This is a genomic window from Ectopseudomonas chengduensis, assembly GCF_900102635.1.
Taxonomy (GTDB): domain Bacteria; phylum Pseudomonadota; class Gammaproteobacteria; order Pseudomonadales; family Pseudomonadaceae; genus Aquipseudomonas; species Aquipseudomonas chengduensis.
Window position 1 is genome coordinate 148,758 of record NZ_FMZQ01000006.1, and the last position, 16,719, is coordinate 165,476.

General features: G+C 64.4%; 13 protein-coding genes. 3 read left to right on the forward strand and 10 right to left on the reverse strand.

The genetic code is table 11. The annotated features are described in order from the left end of the window. Nucleotides 1-66: 66 nt before the first annotated feature. The 8 genes from BLS08_RS11740 to BLS08_RS11775 form a co-directional block, all read right to left on the reverse strand. Nucleotides 67-1,668 (reverse strand): 5-guanidino-2-oxopentanoate decarboxylase, encoded by a 1,602-nt coding sequence (locus tag BLS08_RS11740; protein WP_017677420.1) that lies wholly within the window; start codon nt 1,666-1,668, stop codon nt 67-69. Between the two features lie 21 nt (nt 1,669-1,689). Continuing rightward, nucleotides 1,690-3,084: a YjiH family protein gene (locus BLS08_RS11745; RefSeq protein ID WP_055987160.1), complete on the reverse strand. Its 1,395-nt coding sequence runs from the start codon at nt 3,082-3,084 to the stop codon at nt 1,690-1,692. Between the two features lie 74 nt (nt 3,085-3,158). Beyond that, complete coding sequence (gene speB / locus BLS08_RS11750) at nt 3,159-4,118, reverse strand: agmatinase (RefSeq protein ID WP_017677418.1); 960 nt, start codon at nt 4,116-4,118, stop codon at nt 3,159-3,161. Nucleotides 4,119-4,264: 146 nt separating this feature from the next. Next, nucleotides 4,265-4,987: a class II aldolase/adducin family protein gene (locus tag BLS08_RS11755; protein WP_017677417.1), complete on the reverse strand. Its 723-nt coding sequence runs from the start codon at nt 4,985-4,987 to the stop codon at nt 4,265-4,267. Then, nucleotides 4,984-6,498, reverse strand: a complete 1,515-nt coding sequence (locus tag BLS08_RS11760; RefSeq protein WP_017677416.1) for an amino acid ABC transporter permease/ATP-binding protein — start codon at nt 6,496-6,498, stop codon at nt 4,984-4,986. The genes BLS08_RS11755 and BLS08_RS11760 overlap by 4 nt, the downstream gene beginning before the upstream one ends. Before the next feature lie 128 nt (nt 6,499-6,626). Beyond that, entirely contained in the window at nt 6,627-7,433 is an 807-nt protein-coding gene (locus BLS08_RS11765) for an ABC transporter substrate-binding protein (protein WP_017677415.1), read from the reverse strand. A gap of 44 nt (nt 7,434-7,477) precedes the next feature. Next, nucleotides 7,478-8,518: an isopenicillin N synthase family dioxygenase gene (locus BLS08_RS11770; protein ID WP_017677414.1), complete on the reverse strand. Its 1,041-nt coding sequence runs from the start codon at nt 8,516-8,518 to the stop codon at nt 7,478-7,480. Between the two features lie 9 nt (nt 8,519-8,527). After that, nucleotides 8,528-9,370, reverse strand: a complete 843-nt coding sequence (locus tag BLS08_RS11775) for a sugar phosphate isomerase/epimerase family protein (RefSeq protein WP_017677413.1) — start codon at nt 9,368-9,370, stop codon at nt 8,528-8,530. 421 nt (nt 9,371-9,791) lie between these two features. On the opposite strand from BLS08_RS11775, the gene BLS08_RS11780 reads away from it, so the two are divergent. From BLS08_RS11780 to BLS08_RS11790, 3 genes are all read left to right on the forward strand, one after another. Continuing rightward, on the forward strand, nt 9,792-10,685 hold the full coding sequence (locus tag BLS08_RS11780; RefSeq protein ID WP_017677412.1) for a LysR family transcriptional regulator: 894 nt from the start codon (nt 9,792-9,794) through the stop codon (nt 10,683-10,685). A 117-nt stretch (nt 10,686-10,802) separates the two neighbouring features. Next, nucleotides 10,803-12,368, forward strand: a complete 1,566-nt coding sequence (locus BLS08_RS11785; protein ID WP_055987158.1) for a methyl-accepting chemotaxis protein — start codon at nt 10,803-10,805, stop codon at nt 12,366-12,368. Nucleotides 12,369-12,449: 81 nt separating this feature from the next. Then, nucleotides 12,450-13,043, forward strand: coding sequence for a tRNA-uridine aminocarboxypropyltransferase (locus BLS08_RS11790; protein ID WP_017677410.1), 594 nt, complete (start codon nt 12,450-12,452; stop codon nt 13,041-13,043). A gap of 127 nt (nt 13,044-13,170) precedes the next feature. Here BLS08_RS11790 and BLS08_RS11795 read toward each other — a convergent pair whose 3' ends face one another. Both BLS08_RS11795 and BLS08_RS11800 read right to left on the reverse strand, forming a co-directional pair. Beyond that, nucleotides 13,171-14,529 carry an HlyD family type I secretion periplasmic adaptor subunit gene (locus tag BLS08_RS11795; RefSeq protein ID WP_017677409.1) on the reverse strand — a complete coding sequence of 453 codons (1,359 nt, stop codon included), beginning with the start codon at nt 14,527-14,529 and terminating at the stop codon, nt 13,171-13,173. Between the two features lie 12 nt (nt 14,530-14,541). Beyond that, a complete protein-coding gene (locus BLS08_RS11800; protein ID WP_086005924.1) occupies nt 14,542-16,692 on the reverse strand; it encodes a type I secretion system permease/ATPase in 2,151 nt (716 codons plus the stop codon). Nucleotides 16,693-16,719 lie beyond the last annotated feature (27 nt).

Genomic DNA, 16,719 nt, shown 5'->3' on the forward strand with positions numbered 1-16,719 from the left:
GCTAAAGCCCCTCCCACAGGGGCACCTCGATTTCCGTGGGAGGGGCTTTAGCCGCGATCAATGTCGTCAGGGATGAAAGGGCGCGGCCTCCTGCACTTCGATGATCAAGGGGCGGTCTTCGGACGCGCTGCGTAGCAGCTCGGCCAGGTGCGCATGGTCGCGTGCGCGCTCGGCGGCGCAGCCGAAACCACGGGCGATGGCCAGCAGGTCCGGGGTGTAGATGTCGACGGCAATCGGGGTGATGTCACGGCGCTGCATGTAGCGCTTGATCTCGCCGTAGCCGGCGTTGTTCCACAACAGCACGATGATGCCGACCCTTGCCTCTACGGCACTGGCCAGCTCGGCGATGGTGAACTGGATACCGCCATCACCCATCAGGCTGATCACCGGCCGCGCAGGTTCGGCCAGCTTGGCGCCGATGGCCGCCGGCAGGCCATAGCCGAGGGTGCCGTAGCCGGTGGAGGCGTTGAACCAGCGCCGCGCGCCGTCCAGTTCGACCAGGTGGTTGCCGCTGTACACGGTCTGCGTCGAGTCGCCGACGAAGCGGGCATCCGGCAGGGCATCGAGGATGCAATCGAACAGCTGGCGGTAATGCGCCCAGCCGCTGAAGTCTTGGTTCAGGCGCGCCTGCACGGCTGCGGTACGCCGGGCACCGGGGCTGCTCGTGTTGGCTTCGCGCGGGTCGAACTCGGCCAGCAGCATGCGCATGGCCACTCGTGCATCGCCCTGGATCGCCAGGTGCGGAGTGAAGTTGCGCTGCAGCTGTTGGGCATCAATGTCGATGCGGATCAGCCGGCCGGGCAGGCGGAAGTCACCGTCGAACACCACGTCGTAGTCGGTCTCGCCCAGTTCGGTGCCGATGGCCAGCACCACATCGGCTTCCAGCGCCAGGTTGCGCACCGGACGCAGCGACTGGTTGCTGCCCAGCAGCAACGGATGGCCCGGCGGCAACAGGCCCTTGGCATTGATGGTCAGCGCGGTCGGTATATCCAGGGCGCTGGCCAGGGCGCGCGCTTCGGATTCGGCAGCCACGCAGCCACCACCGAGCAGCAGCAGCGGGCGTTCGGCCTGCCTGAGCAGGCCGGCGGCCTCACGGATCAGCGTGCGGTTGGGCGCCGGGCGGCGCACGGTCGGCCGTGGCGCCGGGGTCATGTGCGTGGCGTCGGCGGTGATGATGTCCAGCGGCAGCTCGATATGCACCGGGCGCGGCCGCTCGCCTTCGAACACGGCGAAGGCACGGGCCAGCACGCCGGGCAGTTCCTCGACGCTCATCAGGGTATGGCTGAAGGCGGTGACGCCTGCCGTCATCGCCCGCTGGTTGGGCAGTTCGTGCAAGTAGCCCTTGCCCAGGCCGAGGCGTGCGCGCTCGTTGACGCTGGAAATCACCAGCATCGGGATCGAATCGGCATAGGCCTGGCCCATGGCGGTGAGGATGTTGGTCATCCCGGGGCCGGTGATGATGAAGCACACACCCGGCTTGCCCGAGACGCGGGCATAGCCGTCGGCCATGAAGCCGGCGCCCTGTTCATGGCGCGGGGTGATGTGGCGGATGCTGCTCGATGGCAGGCCGCGATAGAGCTCGACGGTGTGCACGCCGGGGATGCCGAACACGGTGTCGACGCCCCAGGCTTCCAGTTGCTTGACGAGAAATTCGCCGCAGGTGGTCATGGTCAGGTCCTTGTGTCGACGTCAGCCGACGATCCAGTGCGCCATCAGCGCGATGATCGGCAGGGTGATCAGGGTGCGGATGATGAAGATGACGAACAGCTCCAGCAGATTCAGCGGCAGCTTGGCCTTGATGATCAGCACGCCGACTTCCGACATGTAGATCAGCTGGGTCAGCGACACGCAGGCCACCACGAAACGGGTCAGTTCGCTCTCGATGCCCTTGCCCAGCACCGCTGGCAGGAACATGTCGGCGAAGCCCACCAGCATCGCCGGCGCTGCCTTGGTGGCTTCCGGCAGTTGCAGCAGCTCGAGAAGCGGCACGATGGGAGCGGACAGCCAGTTGAAGATCGGGGTGAACTCGGCGATGGCCAACGATACCGTACCAATGGCCATTACCAGCGGCAGCAGGCCCAGCCAGATGTCGACCACGTTGTGCACGCCGACCTTGACCATCTGCCCCGGCGAGGGATTGGCGTTGGCGCGCCTGACCGCCTGCAGCAGGCCCCAACGCAGCAGCGAGGTGCCGGCCGGCACGTCTTCCTTGATCTGCTTGCCGACGCCGGCGACGTACTCGTCCTTCTTCCACGACAGCGGTGGAATGCGCGGGGTGATGATGGCGGCAGCCAGACCGGCGACCACCACGGTCAGGTAGAAGGGCACGAACAGATGGTCGAGCTTCATGAAACTGGTGATCAGCAGGCTGAAGGCGATCGAGGCGATGGAGAAGTTGGTGGCGATCACCGCCGCTTCCCGGGCGCTGTAGAAACCCTTCTGGTACTGCTGCGCGGTGATCAGCACGCCGACGGTGCCGGAGCCGAGCCAGCTGGCGATGGCGTCGATGGCCGAGCGTCCGGGCAGGCCGAAAATCTTGCGGAACACATTGCGCACCAGGGTGCCGCAGAACTCCATCAGGCCGTAGTCGGTAAGCAGCGGCAGGATCAGGCCGGCGACCAGGAAGAAGGTGATCAACACCGGCGCCAGGTCTTTCAATACCACCCCGCCGGTATTGGCGTTCCACACCCATTCCGGGCCGAATTGCCAGAACGTCATGGCCGCGAACAGCCCGCCGAGCACGCGCAGGGCGAGCCACAGCGGCGGCAGCACGAACAGGTCGTTCAACGCGCGACGCTCGGTAAGCCAGCGTGGCTTGAGCAGGCTGCCAAACAGGCCCAGGACTGCCGAGACGATTAGCAGCCCCGTGGCGATGGCAGGCAGCTGATCGCTGACGGCAGCCTTGAGTGCGTCAGCCATGACGCCGAGGCCGATGGTGACCTTTTCTTCGTAAACGATGGGGGTGAGAAACAGCAGTACGCCGAGCAACGAGGGGATAAGGAAGATCAGTAACTGACGCACGCTGTAGGGGTTATCGGTCGGTGGCTGGTCGTCCAGCAGCGGTATGGTTTCGTCACGATTCATCTGGGCACCTTGATTGTTTTTGTATGTACCGGGCGCCTCGCGGGGCGCCCGGGCGGAGCAGTAAAAGCCGACGGTCAGCGACGCTGAACCCCCGGAAGCACGCAGAGCATTTCGTACAGCAGGTTGGCGCCGAGCAACGAGGTGTTGCCGGTGGTGTCGTAGGGCGGGGAGACCTCGACCAGATCGCCACCGATCAGGTCCAGGCCCTGGCAACCACGGATGATCTCGATGGCCTGGATGGTGGTCAGACCGCCGATTTCCGGGGTGCCGGTGCCGGGTGCCCAGGCCGGGTCGATGCCGTCGATGTCGAAGGACAGATACACCGGGCCGCCACCGACCTGCTCGCGCACTTCGGCCATCAGCGGCTCCAGCGACTTGTGCCAGCACTCCTCGGCCTGCACCACGCGGAAACCCTGCTTGCGGCTCCAGTTGAAGTCCTCGGCGGTATAACCCTGGGCGCGCAGGCCGATCTGCACCACGCGCTGGCTGTCGAGCAGGCCTTCTTCCTGGGCGCGGCGGAAGGTGGTGCCGTGGGCGATCTTCTCACCGAACATATGGTCGTTGACGTCGGCGTGGGCGTCGATATGCACCAGGCCGATCTTGCCGTACTTCTTGTGCAGGGCACGCAGGATCGGCAGGGTGATGGTGTGGTCGCCACCCAGGGTCAGCGGTTTGATGCCGAGTTCGACGATCTCGTCGTAGGCCTCTTCGATGATGCGCACGGCGTCGAGCAGGTTGAAGGTGTTGATCGCCACGTCGCCGATATCGGCCACGTTGAGCGAGTCGAAAGGAGCGGCACCGGTGGCCATGTTGTACGGGCGGATCATCACCGACTGGGCGCGGATCTCACGTGGGCCGAAGCGAGTGCCGGAGCGTAGTGAGGTGCCGATGTCCAGCGGCACGCCGACGAAGGCGGCGTCGAGCTGGCGTTTTTCCTCGGTGCTCTGGATGTGGGGCAGGCGCATCATGGTGGCGATGCCGCCGAAGCGGGGCATTTCATTGCCGCCCAGGGGCTGGTGGAAGGTCTTGTCCATGGGTGGGCCTCAGGCTCGTTCTGGTTGTGGCCGGATTCTTGGCCGGCCAGGCGCTGGGAAAAATCGGCTGGGGCAAAAACTTACTTCAGGATTGTTTGAAGTAAGGCTGTAAGCCCCGGTTCATAAGGTGCGGCGTGGCGTGCGCGTCAGTCGCGGTAGCTGGGATCGAGGCGATCGAGCCTGCGTAGCCAGGCCTGCCAGAGCAGCTGGCGCTGCCATTCGGCGCCCTGCAACTGCTCGCAGGCGTGCTGCGCCAGGTGCGCGGGAATCTCGCTGCTGGGTTGGCCACCACCGGTGGCGGCGAGCTGGATCTCGCAGGCGCGATTCAGGTAGTGCATGACGTAGAAGGCGTCGGCGACGCTGGCGCCGACGCTGAGCAGGCCGTGGTGGCGCAGCAGCAGGGCGATGTTGTCGCCCAGCGAGGCCTGGATACGCACGCGTTCGTCCAGATCCAGCGCCACGCCTTCGTAGGCGTGATAGCCCAGGCGGCCGTGGAACTCGGTGCTGATCTGGTTGAGCTGTAGCAGGCCACTATCCTGAGCGGCCACTGCCATGCCTGCCAGCGTGTGGGTGTGGATCACGCAGTGAGCGTCGTCGCGGGCCATGTGCACGGCGCTGTGAATGGTGAAGCCGGCGACGTTGTAGTCGGCGTTGCCCTCGACCACCTTGCCGTGCATGTCCACCACGATCAGGTCGCTGGCGCGAATCTCCTCGAAGAACAGGCCGAACGGGTTGATCAGAAAACGCGGCTCGCCGTCACCCGGCAGGCGTACGGAAAAATGCGTGTAGAGGGTGTCGTCCCAGCCGAACAGGGCAGCCAGGCGGTAGGCCGCAGCCAGGTCGCGGCGCAGGGTAGTGATGTCGTTCATGCGTTCTCCAGGCCGATGAAGCGGCGTACGCGCTGGTGGTTGCCGTGGTGGATGGCGGCAGGTGAGGCGTCGAGCTGGACATGACCGTCTTCCATGAACAGCACGCGGTCGGATATCGACAGGGCGAAGTCCATCTCGTGGGTGACGATCAGCATGGTCATGCCTTCGCGGGCCAGGTCGCGGATCACCGCGAGCACGTCGCCCACCAGTTCCGGGTCGAGCGCCGAAGTGGGCTCGTCGAACAGCATGATGTCCGGCTGCATGGCCAGGGCGCGGGCGATGGCCACGCGCTGTTGCTGGCCGCCGGAGAGCTGGTGCGGGTACTTGTTGGCGTGGGCCAGCAGGCCGACCTTGTCCAGCAGCGCGAGGGCCTGGCGACGCAGTTCGGCGCTATCACCCAGGCCGTGGTAGCGCGGCGCGAGCAGGACGTTGTCGACGATGGTGCGGTGGGGGAACAGGTTGAAACTCTGGAACACCATGCCGATGCGCCGCACGCCTTCGCGCTGGCGACGGTTCTCGGGGCGGTCGCCGGCCTGGATGAAACTCTCGCCGAACAGCACGATCTCGCCTTCGTCGATGCTTTCCAGGCCGTTGACAGTGCGGATCAACGAGGTCTTGCCGGAGCCGGACGGGCCGATGATGGAGATCACCTCGCCAGGTTGCACGCTCAGGTCGATGCCCTTGAGCACATGGTGGTCGCCGTAGTGCTTGTGGATGTTGCTCAGGTACAGCGCCGCCGGTGTACCTGGCTCACGAACCCGGGCGTTGCCGGTCGCCACCTGTGGCAGGCCGCTGCGCAGCTTGGCCACCTGGGCATCGCCGAGGGTGCCCGGCTTGCGCCGGCCAAGGTCGAGGTGGCGCTCCAGGTACTGCAGACCCCAGCCGAACAGGCTGACGATCAGCACGTAGTACACGGCCACGGCGCCGAGGGTTTCCAGCACCAGGAAGTTCTGCGCGTAAAGGCGCTGGCCAACCAGCAGCAGTTCGCTGAGGGAGATCACCGAGACCAGCGAGGTCAGCTTGACGATGGTCACGTATTCGTTGGTCAAGGTCGGTAGGGCGATGCGAAAGGCCTGCGGCACGACGATCAGCCGCTGGGTGCCAAGCCGGCCAATACCCAGGGCACGGGCGGCTTCGCGCTGCCCTTTGGCCACCGACAACAAGCCACCACGGTGGATTTCGGCCATGTATGCCGCTTCTGTCAGTACCAGGGCGAACAGACCGGCGTAGAACGGATTGGACAGTACCTTGCCGCTGGCCGGCATCAGTTGCGGCAGGTTGTAGACGAAGATCAGCAGTACCAGCAGCGGCACGCTGCGAAAGAACCATACGTAGATCGCGGCTGGTGCGCTGAGCCAGCGATTGGCGGCTTGCTTGGCACTGGCCAAACCGAAGCCCAGCACCAGGCCGAGCAGCCAGGCCAGGCTGCTGAGTTTCACCACCGTCCAGCACGCGGCCCAGAAGGCCGGCATGGAAAACAGGGAGAAGAAATAGCTCCATTCGAACGGCATATGGGGCACCTGTGACTCAAGCCGAAAAGGGGCAGGCCGGATCAAGGACCGGCCTGTGGGATGAAGCGGTCATTCAACGCAGCGGCCGTGAGCGAGTCATGACGATATGACTCGCCCACGGACTTACTTCAGGCTTCTTCCAGGTTGTATTTCTTCAGCAGTTCGGCGTATTCGCCGCTGGCCTTGAAGTCGTCCAGCGCGGCTTTCAGGGCGTCGAGCAGTTGGGCGTTGCCCTTCTTCACGTAGATACCCAACACCTGCGGGTAGATCGAACCCTTGGAGCTGCTGGCGATGCGGCCCCGGGATTTTTCGACGATCAGCAGCGAAGCGGCGTCGATCTCCAGGTGCGCCTGGATATGGCCGGAGAGCAGCGCCTGGGAGGTTTCCGAGGTGGTCGGGTACTGGTTGATGGTGATGGCTCCGGCGCCCTGTTCCTTGCAGTAGCCGTCGGAAACCTTCTGCAGTGCTGGAATCCACGAGGTGCCCTGTTGCAGGCCGACGGTCAGGCCGCACAGCTCTTCTGGCGTGGCCGGTTTCTTCTCGGCATCGCTGCGCACCATGATCGCGGCGCCAGTCTTGGCGTAGGGGATGGCGTCGGCTTTTTCCAGGCGCTCGGGGAGGATGTACATGCCGGAGATGATGGTGTCGAAGCGGCCGGCGTCGAGGCCGAGGATCAGGTTGGGGAAGGTAATGTCGCTGAAGCTCGCCTCCAGGCCCAGACGCTTGGCCAGGGCTGCGGAAACTTCCGGGTCGAAGCCTTTCACCTGGTCGCCTTCGTAATACTCGAACGGTGGGTAGGTAATTTCCATGCCCACCTTCAGCTCGCCGCTGGAGAGGGTCTTGGGTGTTTCGGCGGCCTGGGCGGTGGCGAACAGACCGGCGAGGGTGCAGGCCAGAGCCAGGGCTGTGCTGCGCAGCGGGGTACGGGTTGCCATTGTGTTTATCTCCAGATCAGTTTTTGTGTTGGCAGTGGGGAAAGTCACAGCGCGCTCGGCTGGTGCTTCAGGTGGCCGAAGCTGGATGGCGCGCGGGCACGTTCGGGCAGCTGCAACTGGCCGTCCTCGACGCGCTTCTTGAGGTATTGGTAGGTCTGCAGCGCCTGGCTCCACATGTGCTCGCCGATGCTGATGGCCTCGTAGCTCTGGCCGGTGGCCTCGAACTGCGGCAGCGGGCGGATCTGCGTGTGGTAGTCGCAGGCATAGAAGAACGGGAATGAGTAGCGCTCCTGGCTGACCTTGCGCACGCGGTGTGAGGTGGCGACGAAGGTGCCGGCGCTCATCACCTCGAGCATGTCGCCGATGTTGACGACGAAGGTGCCTTCGCGCGGCGGTGCGTCGATCCACTGGCCGAGGTCGTTCATCACCTCCAGCCCCGGACGGTCGGCGAGCAGGATGGTGAAGCACTCGTAGTCGGTGTGGGCGCCGATACCGGGGGCGTCCTGGGCATCGCCGTCGTAGGGGTAGTGGATCAGGCGCAGCTTCGACGGCGGGAAGTTGGCCATCTCGTCGAAGGTGTTTTCCGGCACGCCGAGAGCCAGGGCGAAACCGCGGAACAGCGTGCGGCCGAGCTGGAAGATGCGCGCGTAGTAGGCCTGCACCGCCTCCTTGAAATTAGGCAGAGTGGGCCAGTCGTTGGGCCCCAGCAGCGGCGTGCCGGCCAGTACCAGCGGGTTGTTGGCGGGGACTTCGAAGCCGATGTCGAAGGCTTCCTTGTGGTCCGGCTTGCCGACGCCGTAGCGCTCCTCGCCCTCGGGCACGAAGCCCTTGTGGCTGGCCGAGGTGCCTATGTAGTGGCGCATCTTGGCGTCCAGGGGCTGGGCGAAGTAGTCCTCGGCGGCGCGGTGCAGGCCGTCGATCAGCGCCTGTTCGATGCCGTGGCCGCTGATGTAGAGAAAACCCACCTCGCGGGCAGCGCGGCCCAGGTTCTCGGCCACGGCCAGGCGCTCGGCCGGGTCGCTGCTGAACAGACCGGCGATGTCGACCACGGGGATTTCGGTGAAATGCTTGGCGTTGGTGTTCATCACGGCTCCTCAGCGACTGGTGAAACGGTGGAAGTGCTGGCGCTCGCAGCGCGCCATCCACTGGTTGAGCTGCCACAGGTCGGCCACCGGCATGTCGGTGAAGGGCAGGTGGTGCAGGTAGCCGTCCGGGCCGAATTCGGGGGTCAGGGTGGTTGTCTGCAGGCCGCGCTTTTCCTGGCTGCTCCAGATGCTTTCCCAGTGACGCTGGTGGAAGGCCAGCACCTCGGCGTACTCCGGCGCGCCGGGGTGTGGCACCTGTGGGCCCTGGTCATAACCCACGCGGGCCTGGATGTGGTCGACCCGCTCGATGAAGGCCGAGAGGTCGTCGGCGGGGTCGTCGAGCAGGCGCTCGCAGGTCACCAGCCAGTGGCTGATATCGCTGGTGAAGCGCAGTTCGGGCACCTGGCGGATCACGTCGAGGGTGACCCAGGGGCTGTACAGCGAGCGGCCGCGGTGAATTTCGAAGCACACACGCAGACCGCAGGCCGAGGCCAGTTCGGCGGCGTGGGCGAAGAAGTCGACCTGTTCACTCAGCGCCCAGCGATCGTTGCCGGGCAGCACGTTGACCAGGCGCGGGCCGAGTTCGGCGGCCCAGTCGAGCTTCATGCGCAGGTCTTCGAGGTGCACCTGCGAGCTGTCGCTCTGACGCGGCAGAACCGGGGTGGAGGTGAATAGGGTGGCGATATAGGGGACGTTCTGCTCGCGCAGCAGACGGGCATTGATGGCGCGCTGCGCGGCGGTCTCGGGGATGCGCGCTTCGATACCGTCGAAGCCGGCACCGAGCGCTTCGTCGAGCGCTTGCTGCCAACTGCCGCGGTAACCCCAGAGGGTGCGGAAGATTTCCAGTCGCATGGCCGTCTCCTGAAGAGGACGAAGGTCAGCGGCAGATTGGCAAGGGGCGTGGTGTGGCGCCCGGTGGCGGCCGATTCGAGTCGGCGCCTGGTTATGGCAGCATTGTTGGCTCAGCCTGCGAATGGTTTAAATCGCATCGAACAAATACTTAGTTCAGTGATTGCTGAACTATTGATACGCCATGCGCTGCCCCGGATTTCATTCGGGTACTAAGCTAGCGCCGCTCCGTAGGATGCGCCGCGCGCACCTGTTGTTTCGTCGGTCTGTGCCTAGAGCAGGGCGGTGTAGTCTTGTAGCCCGGATGCAATCCGGGGAAATAGGCTGGCTGTTGTCCCGGATTTCATCCGGGCTACGTTTGCTGGATGTGCCAGGCCAGGGCAGGGCGCTACACTGGCGCTCCGTTCCTCTGCCGTGCGCCGCCATGTCCCTCGCTTTACCCGACCTGAAACTGCTGAAGATCTTTGTCGCCGTGGTGCGTCATCAGGGCTTCGCCGCCGCGCAGCAGGAACTGAACCTGTCCACTTCTGCGATCAGCACCTACATGAGCCAGCTGGAAAGCCAGCTTGGCATTGTGCTTTGCCATCGAGGCCGCGGCGGCTTCAGCCTGACCAGCAAGGGCGAGCTGTTTCACCAGGAAACCCTGCGCCTGCTCGGCGAACTGGAAGGTTTCGAGCGCTATTCGGCGGCGCTCAAGGGCGAGTTGCGCGGCACCCTCAACCTCGGTGTGCTGGACTCCACGGTCAGCGATCCGGCCCTGCCATTGGCCGAGGTGATCGGCGCCTACAGCCAGGAGCACCCTGGCGTGCATCTGCACCTGTCGGTGATGAGCCCTTATGAGCTGCAACTGGCGGTGCTGGACAATCGTCTGGATCTGGCCATCGGTGCTTTCTCCACGCGCATGAACGGCCTGGTCTACCAGCCGTTGTATCGCGAGCAACACTGGCTGTATTGCAGCGAGCGGCATGCCCTGTTCGAGCAGAGACGGATACCCGAAGAGCTGATCACCCAGCAACGCATGGTGGGCCGTGGCTACTGGAGCCAGGCCGAACTGGCACGCCATGGTTTCAAGCACAGTGCGGCCACGGTGGAGTCGATGGAGGCGCAGCTGATTCTGGTGCTCTCTGGCGCCTACATCGGCTATCTGCCGGAGCACTACGCCCAGCCCTGGGTGGATCAGGGCAAGCTGCGGGTATTGCTGCCAGCGGTATTTGGCTACCAGGCACCGTTCTCGCTGATCCTGCGCCGAGGGCGTACTCGCGAGCCGCTGATTCAGACCTTTCGCGATTTGCTCAAAACGCAACTGAATCAAATCTGAAACAGGGTCGTCTTTCTCCTCCGAAAGGCTTAGAGCCTGCAACTGGCGCGGTTATTAGGCTGTGCTAGTACTTATTCATACGTCTGTACCAACTTCAATTCGAACAGGGAAGCCTCGATGCGCCAGAACCTGCCCGTGACTCAGCGGGAAAGAACCTTCCCCGCTGATGAACGCCTGATTTCCACCACCGACCTCAACAGCAAGATCACCTATTGCAATGACGCCTTCGTCGAGATCAGCGGCTTCACCCGCGAGGAGCTGATCGGCCAGCCGCACAACCTCGTGCGCCACCCGGACATGCCGCCAGCGGTGTTCGGCCATATGTGGGACACCATCAAGCAGGGCAAACCCTGGATGGGCATCGTCAAGAACCGCTCGAAGAATGGCGATTTCTATTGGGTCAGTGCCTACGTCACGCCCGTCTACGAGAACGGCCGAATTTCCGGCTACGAGTCGGTACGCTCATTGCCAACCGAGGCCCAGAAACGTCGTGCCGAAGCCCTCTATGCCCGTCTGCGGGCCGGCAAACCACCGGTGCCGAAGCTGGAGTACTGGACCTACGATTTGCTGCGCTCCTGGCCACTGATCGCCGCGTCGCTGCTGATCGTTGCGGCGCACTGGGTGGTTTCTGGCTGGCCGTTGATGGCTTTTATCGTGCTGACACTGTTCGCGCTGGGTTCCTACCAGCTTTATCGGACTCGGCAGCTGATTCGCCGCACCCTGGCGGATCATCCGAAAGCCTTTACCAGCGGCCTGGTGGCGCTGACCTACAGCGACAACCGTGGTGCCCAGGCGTTGCTGGATATGGCGATGATCAGTGAGGAGGCGCGCTTGCAGACGGCGCTGACGCGACTGGAGGATGCTGGCGAGAACGTCAAGAAGCGCGCCACGCAGTCCGCCGAGTTGTCGCAATCCAGCGCGCAGATGCTCGATCAACAGCGTGCCGAGACCGATCAATCGGCCACGGCCATCAACCAGATGGCAGCGACCATTCAGGAAGTCGCGCACAACGTGCAGAACACCTCGCATGCTGCCGAAGAGGCGGATCGCCTGGCACGTGAGGGGCGTGATCTGGCTGTAGGCAGCCTTGACTCCATGCGCCAGATGGCCAAGGCGGTCAACGATATTGGTCAGGCGGTCAACGAACTGGCCAACTCCACGCAGTCCATCGGCAGTGTGGCTGACGTGATCACCTCGATCGCCGAGCAGACCAACCTCTTGGCGCTCAACGCTGCCATCGAGGCCGCGCGCGCAGGGGAGCAGGGTCGCGGTTTTGCAGTGGTGGCCGATGAAGTGCGTTCGCTGGCTTCGCGTACGCGCCAGTCCACCGAGCAGATTCACCAGATCATCGCTGACCTGCGTGCCGGTGCCGAGCGTGCGGTGGTCACGGCGGGCAAGGGCGAGGACATTTCCCGTGGCAGCGTGCAAAGCGTGGAGTCGGTACGCGATGCGCTGGAGGGCATCAGCTCTGCAGTGACGCGCATCACCAATATGAGTCAGCAGATGGCTGCGGCTTCCGAAGAGCAGAGCCACGTGGCCGAGGACATCAGCCGGCAGATCACTCGTATCGCTCAGCTTTCCGATCACAGTGCTGGGCAGGCGCATCAGGGCGCGGCCATCAGCCGCGAGCTGGAGGAAATGGCCGATTACCTGCACAGTCTGGCGGAGCGCTTCAACCGCTGACTCTGAAGCCGGATGCAGTCTGGGGGGCCCGGATTGCAGCCGGGCTACGCGAGTTCGAGCCGTTCTGGCACACTGCGCGGCATGCCTCGTCCGACCTGCTCCCGCTGCCAGCGCCCGCTTGGCCACTGCCTCTGCCTGCTGATTCCCGACCTCGAGAGTCGTACTCGTGTGCTCATCCTGCAGCACCCGAGCGAAGTCGGCCATGCCCTCAATACCGCTCGCCTGGCTGCGCTTGGCTTGCGCAACGCGGAGCTGCGCGTCGGTGAGGTATTCGATGATCTGCCGCAACTGCTCGCGCAGTCTGATTATCGCGCCTGCCTGCTGTTTCCCGGTGAAGAGTCCGTCGCTCTGAGTGCTTATGCACCTGACGAGAAACCCTTGCTGTTGGTGGTACCCGACGGCACCTGGCGCAAGGCGCGCAAGCTGCTGCATCTCAACCCGCTCCTGGCGGCGTTGCCGCGCGTGAGCCTGGGAGCCGTGGCCCCGTCGCGCTACCGTCTGCGCAAGGCGCCGGAAGAGGGGGCGCTGTCGACCATCGAGGCGATCGTTGCCGCGCTGGATGTGCTGGAGGCGCCACGGCGTTTCGACGCGCTGCTGCGGCCCTTCGATGCGCTGATCGAAGGCCAGATCGCGGCGATGGGAGAAGAGGTGTTCACCCGCAATCACCGGCGCTAGGGCGGTGCGCACGGCGCACCCTACGAAATCGCTTCGGCCGCGTAGCCCGGATGTAATCCGGGGAGATTGTGCGTCTCGATAATCAATCCCGGATTTCATCCGGGCTACGCGCGTGAACGGCAGGTGTTCAACGCTCGCGCATGGCTTCCGAGCGGGCCTTGAGCACGGGCTTGAGCAGGTAGGCCAGTACGCTCTTCTCGCCGGTGATGATGTCTACCGTGGCGACCATGCCGGGGATGATCAGCAGCGGGTGTTCCTCGCCACCGAGGTGGCTTTTGTCGGTGCGCACATGGATCAGGTAGAAGCTGTTGCCTTCCTCGTCGGTGATGGTGTCGGCGCTTATCAGCTCGAGGTTGGCCTTGAGCCCGCCGTAGATGGTGTAGTCGTAAGCGGTGAACTTGACCATGGCTTTCTGCCCAGGATGCAAGAAGGCCACGTCCTGCGGGCGGACCTTGGCTTCGATCAGCAGGCTGTCGTCCAGCGGTACGATCTCCAGCATGTCGCTGCCCGGCTGCACCACGCCACCAATGGTGTTGACCTTGAGCTGTTTGATCACCCCACGCACCGGCGAGGTCACGGTGGTCCGGGTCACCTTGTCCTGGATGGCGACGCTGGTGGCGGTGATCTTTTGCAGCTCTGTGCGTAATTCGTTGAGCTCCTTGAAGGCCTCGGCGCGAAATGCCAGCTCGGACTCCTCCATCTTGCTCTTGATCTCGCTCATAGCCGCTTCGGCGCGTGGGATCGCCAGGTTGGTGGCCTCCAGCGAGCCGCGTACTTCCACCACGCTGCGGCGCAGACGCAACACCTCGACCTCGGAAATGGCGCCCGAGGCCACCAGAGGTTGCGACATGTTCAGCTCCTGCTGCAACAGGCCGAGACTGGAACGGTATTGCTGGGCCTTGGAGCGAAATTCGGCGAGCTCTTGCTCCTTTTGCCGCAGTTGTTCGCCCAATGTGCGCTGCTCGCTGCGCAGTCGTTGCTGGCGCGAGCGATACAGAGCCAACTGGTCTTCGGCCAGCTGTGGCGCGTCGCGGGTGATTTCTTCGGGCAGTTGCGGTTCGCGGCCTTCGGCCTCGGCGCTCAGTCGTTCGAGACGGGCGATGAGCGCCAGTCGATCCGCTTCGGTTTCCCCGCGATTGGAGAGAAAACGCGTGTCATCCAGTCGCAGCAGGGTATCGCCCTTGTCCACCACCTGGCCTTCGCGCACGAAGATCTCACTGACGATGCCGCCCTCCAGGTTCTGGATCACCTGCACCTTGCTCGACGGAATGGCCTTGCCTTCGCCGGTGGTGACCTCTTCCAGTACGGCGAAATTTGCCCAGACTAGCGCCGCCAGCAGGCAGGCGCTGACCACCCAGATCGTGGCGCGGCTGAGCCAGGGCGAGTCTTCCAGAATGGCGCCTTCGACTTCCGGCATGAACTCGGTGTCCTGGCGTTTCTCGCGCAGGCTGCTGAAGTAGTTGCCGAGGCTCTGGGTCGCTTGCATCGCTCGTCGCTCCTACAGGCTGGCCGGGCCGACGCGGCCCTTGCGCAAGGCTTCGATCACCGCTTCCTTCGGCCCGTCCGCCACCACATGGCCGTTGTCCAGCACGGCCAGGCGATCCACCAGGCTGAGCATGGAGGCACGATGGGTGATGAGGATCAGCGTCTTGCCCTGCACCCACTTGTGCAGGCGCTGGCGCAGCAGGTCTTCGCTGGTGTTGTCCATGGCGCTGGTGGGTTCGTCGAGCACCAGGATTGGCGGGTCGAGCAACAGTGCACGGGCCAGCAACACGGCCTGGCGCTGGCCACCGGAGAGCAGTTGGCCGCGTTCGCCTACCGGGCGGTCGAAGCCTTGCGGGTGCTGGCGGGCCAGGTCCACCACGCCGGTGAGCTCGGCGACTTCTAGCATGCGCGCGTCGCTGATGTAACGGGCGCCGAGGGTCAGGTTGTCGCGCAGGCTGCCGGCTAGCAGTGGCAGGTCGTGGGCGACGTAGCCGATCTGATGGCGCAGGTCGGCGACGTCGAGTTGGCGCAGGTCGAGGTTGTCCAGCAGGATCTGTCCTTCGTCGGCGCTGTAGAAGGCCATCAGCAGTCGCGCCAGGGTGCTCTTGCCCGAACCGCTGCGACCGATGATGCCGAGGCGTTCGCCAGCGCCCAGGCGCAGGCTGACGTTGTTCAGCGCCGGTGCACTCTGGCCGGGGTAGGTGAAACTGATCTGCCGTACCTCCAGTGCCCCCTTGAGCTGGGTGCGATCCAGCGGCTGCTGCTTGTCCTGACGCTCCTGCGGCAGGGCCATCAGGGCATCGGTGCTGGTCATGGTCAGGCGTGCCTGCTGGTAGCGGGTGATCAGCCCGGCGATCTGTCCCAGTGGGGCGAGGATGCGACTACCGAGCATGTAGCAGGCCACCAGCGCACCGACGCTGAGATTGCCGGCGATGATCAGATAGACCCCCGCGACGATGGTGGCCATGCCGGCGAACTGCTGCAGGAACAGGGTGCCGTTGGTGGCCAGCGAGGCGAGGAATTTTGCATGGCCGTCCAGGCGGGTGAGGGCGCCATGGGTTTGCTCCCATTGGTGCTGGCGCTCGCTTTCGGCACCACAGGCCTTGAGCGTTTCCAGGCCACCGAGGGTTTCGATCAGCAGCGCCTGGCGTTGCGAGCCAAGCTGCAGGCTTCTTTGCACCGTGTCGCGCAGGCGTGCCTGAATGATGTAGGCGAACAGCGCGGTGATGGGGAAGGCCAACAGCGGGATGAACACCAGCGGGCCGCCGATCAGCCCGATCACCAGCAGCATCAGCAGGGAGAAGGGCAGATCGATCAGGCTGGTCAGCGTCACTGCGGTGAGAAAGTCGCGCAGCCCCTGAAAATCATGAATGCTTTGTGCAAAACCGCCCACGCTGGCCGGCCGCGCCTTCATCGACATGCCGGTGATGCGCTCGAACAAGGTGGCCGACAGCACCACGTCGGTCTTCTTGCCTGCCGTGTCGAGCAGGTGCGCGCGCAGCACCTTGAGCAGCAGTTCGAAACCGGTGCCGATAAACAGGCCGATGGCCAACACCCAGAGCGTTGCGGTCGCCTGGTTGGGCACTACACGGTCGTAGGTCTGCATCACGAACAGCGGCACCATCAGGCCCAGCAGGTTGATCAGCAGGCTGGCCAGGACGGCATCGGTGTAGAGCCAGCGCGACAGCTTGAGGGTGTCGCGAAACCAGGCTTCGATGCGTGGCACCAGCGGCGTGCGGGCTTCTTCCAGCTGATGTCGAGGGCGGGCAAAAAAGGCCCGGCCGCTGTACTCGGCGGCCAGTTGTTCACGGCTGACCCATTGTTCGCCGCCATCGGTCTCGCAGGGCAGTATCTGCGCCTGCTGCTTCGGCCCCCACTGGCGCAGGACCGCACAGCGACCGTCCTTGAGCAGCAGCAGGACTGGCAGGTTGAGGGCGGAAATGCTGGCAAGCTCGCGCTGTAGCAGGCGCCCCTGCAGCCCGGCCCGTGCCGCAGCACGCGGCAGCAGGTCGGGGCTCATGCGTTGCTCCGGCATGGGCAGGCCGGCACTGAGGGTGCCACGGCTGGCCGAGCAGCCATGTAGCCGGCAGAGGATCAACAAACCATCCAGCAGCGGATCGTCGTGACTGAGCCGCGGATCACTGGACGGGCCTGGCCGTTCCATGGTGGTCAATTTCTACTACTCCTCACG

Excerpts from the sequence above, each read along its gene's own strand:
- BLS08_RS11740 (WP_017677420.1), bottom strand. The coding sequence starts at position 1,668 with ATGACCACCTGCGGCGAATTTCTCGTCAAGCAACTGGAAGCCTGGGGC.
- BLS08_RS11745 (WP_055987160.1), bottom strand. The coding sequence starts at position 3,084 with ATGAATCGTGACGAAACCATACCGCTGCTGGACGACCAGCCACCGACC.
- speB (WP_017677418.1), bottom strand. The coding sequence starts at position 4,118 with ATGGACAAGACCTTCCACCAGCCCCTGGGCGGCAATGAAATGCCCCGC.
- BLS08_RS11755 (WP_017677417.1), bottom strand. The coding sequence starts at position 4,987 with ATGAACGACATCACTACCCTGCGCCGCGACCTGGCTGCGGCCTACCGC.
- BLS08_RS11760 (WP_017677416.1), bottom strand. The coding sequence starts at position 6,498 with ATGCCGTTCGAATGGAGCTATTTCTTCTCCCTGTTTTCCATGCCGGCC.
- BLS08_RS11765 (WP_017677415.1), bottom strand. The coding sequence starts at position 7,433 with ATGGCAACCCGTACCCCGCTGCGCAGCACAGCCCTGGCTCTGGCCTGC.
- BLS08_RS11770 (WP_017677414.1), bottom strand. The coding sequence starts at position 8,518 with ATGAACACCAACGCCAAGCATTTCACCGAAATCCCCGTGGTCGACATC.
- BLS08_RS11775 (WP_017677413.1), bottom strand. The coding sequence starts at position 9,370 with ATGCGACTGGAAATCTTCCGCACCCTCTGGGGTTACCGCGGCAGTTGG.
- BLS08_RS11780 (WP_017677412.1), top strand. The coding sequence starts at position 9,792 with ATGTCCCTCGCTTTACCCGACCTGAAACTGCTGAAGATCTTTGTCGCC.
- BLS08_RS11785 (WP_055987158.1), top strand. The coding sequence starts at position 10,803 with ATGCGCCAGAACCTGCCCGTGACTCAGCGGGAAAGAACCTTCCCCGCT.
- BLS08_RS11790 (WP_017677410.1), top strand. The coding sequence starts at position 12,450 with ATGCCTCGTCCGACCTGCTCCCGCTGCCAGCGCCCGCTTGGCCACTGC.
- BLS08_RS11795 (WP_017677409.1), bottom strand. The coding sequence starts at position 14,529 with ATGCAAGCGACCCAGAGCCTCGGCAACTACTTCAGCAGCCTGCGCGAG.
- BLS08_RS11800 (WP_086005924.1), bottom strand. The coding sequence starts at position 16,692 with ATGGAACGGCCAGGCCCGTCCAGTGATCCGCGGCTCAGTCACGACGAT.